Annotated in this window: 2 protein-coding genes and 1 pseudogene; 1 reads left to right on the top strand and 2 read right to left on the bottom strand. The window is 56.2% G+C overall.

Features of this window, described 5'->3' with window-relative positions; translation table 11 throughout:
* Positions 1–1,008: 1,008 nt before the first annotated feature.
* A complete protein-coding gene (locus QJT78_RS49840; RefSeq protein ID WP_281460816.1) occupies positions 1,009–2,079 on the bottom strand; it encodes a sensor histidine kinase in 1,071 nt (356 codons plus the stop codon).
* Between the two features lie 187 nt (positions 2,080–2,266).
* Here QJT78_RS49840 and QJT78_RS49830 point away from each other — a divergent pair, with 187 nt between their 5' ends.
* Positions 2,267–2,425 (top strand): hypothetical protein, encoded by a 159-nt coding sequence (locus QJT78_RS49830; protein WP_155258301.1) that lies wholly within the window; start codon positions 2,267–2,269, stop codon positions 2,423–2,425.
* A 77-nt stretch (positions 2,426–2,502) separates the two neighbouring features.
* Here QJT78_RS49830 and QJT78_RS49825 read toward each other — a convergent pair.
* Positions 2,503–2,850 (bottom strand): annotated as a pseudogene (locus tag QJT78_RS49825) (transglutaminase family protein); the annotation flags it as partial.
* Positions 2,851–2,960 lie beyond the last annotated feature (110 nt).

Here is a 2,960-nt window from a genome sequence, read left to right as displayed (position 1 = left end):
CGCCCTCCCGACGCAACGACAAAACCGTAAAGCCCCGCGTTCAGCATAACCCGGCAGGAATCCACTTAAATCCAGCGGGGCGCTGTCCAAACAACCGGGGCCAGCTCTGACCTCTGCTCGATACGATCAATTGATAGCGACGCTCAATCGTTGGCTGGCGAAGGGTCCCTGGCTGAAGCATGATCAGCAGCTCCGGTCCGAGCCCATCGATGTCTACAGCCAAGCGATTTTAGGTGATTGGAGGACCGAAATTTGGCAAAAAGGCCAACGTCTTCGAACTCTCCGGCGCAAACAACTACATCGGCTGCGAATCCGGTGCAAACGCTACCGCTATATGTTGGCGGCACTGCAGTCTCTGCAAGTCAGCATTCCTCCGCATGATTTGGCATTCGGTGAAATCGCCACACGAGCGCATCGCGCGTTAGGCGACCTCCGAGACCTCGACCGCCTGCGGAAGACGGCACAACGTCTGCCTCCCCATTATCGCAAGAGCAAGCGAAAACTACTTGGACAGGCTGATCAAGCGTTTCAACGGGCGCCCGAGGCTTTGCGGCGGACCGCCCCGGTTGAGCCTTCACGGCGGCACCGCTAAGCTCTTGATTCCACATCAACACCCGCAACTCATAGTGGCTGCAAGCAAAGATCGGTCACGATGAACGATGAAGCGAACCTTCTCCAGGGAAACGGTGAGCGTCGCTTCGTACGCTTCCATCCTCGTTGATTCATTCATCCTGTACGCTTCCATGGCGCTTTCAGTACGACAGCTGTCGATTCAAATCGAAAACGTGCGATCGGTTTCTAGTCTTTCAACACCGTCGTGCCGAGGCAAGAGAGGCGAAGCGCGGCATCGAAGCGTCTACGGGCGTGGATTTGCCTCCAGTAAGCTGTCCTCGTCTGCCGGCATCGGAGGCAGTCCAGAGATTCGGCAACGACGGCCGGTCCGAGGCCTTTCGTAACGACGAAAAGTGAAGAAGCAGCCGCGTTCTGTCACGCAAAGCCGTCACCGAATTATTGCGGCGGCCTCAACTCGCCTGCCAGCCACCCGACAGCATCTGTTTTCATTGGATCCACGGCGAAAGACACAACTTCCGTGCGTTCGCAGGTCGAGCATTCAAATGTACGCTCCTCGAAACCACGCTTGCCAGGCGAGACGCGTGCCAATGCCATCCGGTGCTTACACACCGGACACATCGGCCGCGTGCTTAGAGATGCAGGCATTCGCTGATCATCCAGGTCAGATAATACGCTCTTCGGAGCAGCGCTCTCTGCAACGGATTCGGATAGCCTGTTGAGCGTGAACCGAACCGTGAAACGCGCGCCTCGCCCGGAAGGATTTGCGCCGAAGATTGCCTGGCCGCCGATTTGATTGACCAAAGATGAAACGATCTTCATCCCGAGACCTTTCGACCTCGTTGGATCAAATCCCTTTGGAAAGCCGGGGCCGTCGTCAGAGACCGAGAGTTCGTAGCCTTCCGCGCTCATGCCCACTCTTATTGTGATTGTGCCGTCGGCATGTTTGGCGGAGTTCATAACAAGCTCACTGACAATGTATCCCAGCGGTACTCCGATCGTGGTCGGCACTTCCACCGCAATACCCTCAACTGCAAGATCGCGATGTTCGCCCGGAAGAATCCCCCTTAGGTCGTGGCAGAGGTTCTCAAGATAATGCTTGAGCTCGACACTTCCGACGTGATCAAGAGCGTGAAGACGTTTATGCACGCTCCCTATGGTGGCGACCCGATTTGCAGCGATCTTCAGTTGATCTGCTGCCTTGGCGTTCGGCACTTCCCGGCTTTGCAGTGAAAGCAAGCTTGCAACCATCTGAAGGCCGTTCATCAGTCTATGGTCAGACTCGCGGTTCATCAGATCTTTGTGCCGAATTAATTCGTCTTTCTGATCGAGCAGCACTTGTTCACGCGCGAGAGCGTCTCGCAATTGGGCTTCCGTGTGCTTCAGCCTTTCGACTTCCTTTTGCCCCGCCTCGATCGCAACGCAAAATGCGCGGGGGCAATCCTCGGGCTGTCGAAATGGCTCCGGTCGAACGGGCTCTTGTCCTGGAGGCGTGAACGCATTGCTCATAGCTTACTCCAATACCAACGATACCAAGTTTGGTATTCCAGCAGCCACCGTTCGTGGTGGCGGAGAACTACTCCGGCGGCTGAAGACCCGGTGAGCGCAGCCAACTACTGATCTGCAAGCCAATTTCAGCCTGCCGGGCCTTGCGTATCAGTCTCTCGCGCCCAGGGCCTACAGGAAGCAATTTTGCTTGCTGACGCAATCGCACGGCCTCTTCCGCCAGGCGCTGTTCCAGAGCTTTCGTCTGCTTGACACGACGCCGCATCCGATGTCCCCGCTTGGGCGTTTGAATTCTGCTTCAGACCTGAAAAGAACGCTTGATGCAGATCAAAAGCCCATAGACGCCTGAAGCAGCCTATGCAGCCACAACATTGACCAAGGCCGATACAAAGATCTCGCTCAGCAAGCGGCGCCTGCTCGCGATTGCTAAGCCTTGAGCTCATCGGTCCACACCTTGAAGCTGACCAAGGTATTGGGCCCGAACGTATGGGTAATCGGGACGTCAGCAGCGTCACGTACTTGCGCAATCAATATGCGTCCGATACGCGGGACGTTGTTGCGCGGATCGAACGTGTACCAACGCCCGCCAATATAAGCTTCGAACCATCCGGCGAAATCGCCTGGGGCATATGGCGGAGGCATACCGATGTCGCCCAGATAGCCCGTGCAGTATCTTGCCGGAATGTTCATGCAACGGCAGAAGGTGATGGCCAGATGCGCGTAGTCGCGACAAACGCCCTTACCCTCATTGAAGACTTGCCATGACGTCTTTGTGAGCTATGGCTGATTTTGGGTGACGCGGCCTGATCAGGCGGCGTGGCTTTCAGTGTTCGGAATGACTTCGATTCCGTCGATGAACTTTACACCGGCGATGACTTTCGGCA

It is taken from the genome of Bradyrhizobium sp. Mp27, assembly GCF_029953005.1.
Lineage (GTDB): Bacteria > Pseudomonadota > Alphaproteobacteria > Rhizobiales > Xanthobacteraceae > Bradyrhizobium > Bradyrhizobium barranii.
Note: the sequence above shows the minus strand (reverse complement) of the source record. Positions and strands in the feature narration are given on the sequence as shown.

What these genes read in the sequence shown, in the direction of transcription:
- QJT78_RS49840 (WP_281460816.1), bottom strand. Translation starts at nt 2,079, where the DNA reads ATGAGCAATGCGTTCACGCCTCCAGGACAAGAGCCCGTTCGACCGGAG.